The 785-nt window shown below is 59.0% G+C and carries 1 protein-coding gene; it reads right to left on the minus strand.

The window, feature by feature from the left end:
- Positions 1-170: 170 nt before the first annotated feature.
- A complete protein-coding gene (locus NW858_RS08955) occupies positions 171-464 on the minus strand; it encodes a hypothetical protein (RefSeq protein WP_414520322.1) in 294 nt (97 codons plus the stop codon).
- Between the last annotated feature and the right edge of the window lie 321 nt (positions 465-785).

Consider the following 785-nt stretch of genomic DNA (forward strand, 5'->3'; position numbering starts at 1 on the left):
GAGGTGAGCAACGACCAAATTGAGAGCGAGGAGTGGGGCACAACTTTTAGCTTGCGGGCCCGCGCCATTCGCCTTGCCTTCAAGCGGGGTCTGATCAACGCCCAACTCCTGGATGAGGAGGAGGTGCACTTGGATCACTGGCTTAGCCGCTACCGCTTAGAGCCTTTGGATTAGTATCCAACCGGATAAAAAAAAGGAGGGGCTTGCTCGGATGCCTCCAGAGGCTTGGCTTTGTTTTGCCCCTGCCCAGAAGCTGTGCTGGGGAGGGCAATTGGCACCTCGATCATCCGCTCCGGTACCAGAGGCACCATGTCGGAGCGGTCAGCGATCTCCCGCAAGGAATTGGCGATGGACTCTTGGGTGAGGAGAAACTGTCGTTCGTTGCGCTGCATCTGCTGCCACACTCGGTAGCGCTGGCTCCACCGGCTTTGGGTATGCACCGTCCAACTGTAGACACTCAGCACCGACAACCCCGAGACGAGGGCTATGCCGGTGGAGATCTGCTTCCACCAGATCAGGTGCTCTCTCCAGGCGGGATCCCGGCTAGGGGTATAGGCTTATTTCGAGGGTTGGGGGCGACTGGTTCTGACTTTGCCGGCGGGGAGGGGCGGAGTAGTCCTTGGATGGGGACGAGGGGCCAAGGTCGCGGTTTTGCGCTGGACAGGGAGAGAACTGCGGCCAGGGCCCGCATTCAAAGTCTGGCTGACCATAGAGTTTGCACCTCACACACCAAGAAATAGCTGCCAACTGGGCCTGCCTTTATGCGATCCCTACGCCTGTATCTG

The organism is Synechococcus sp. H55.10, from assembly GCF_047502715.1.
In the GTDB taxonomy this organism is placed as follows: Bacteria; Cyanobacteriota; Cyanobacteriia; order Thermostichales; family Thermostichaceae; genus Thermostichus.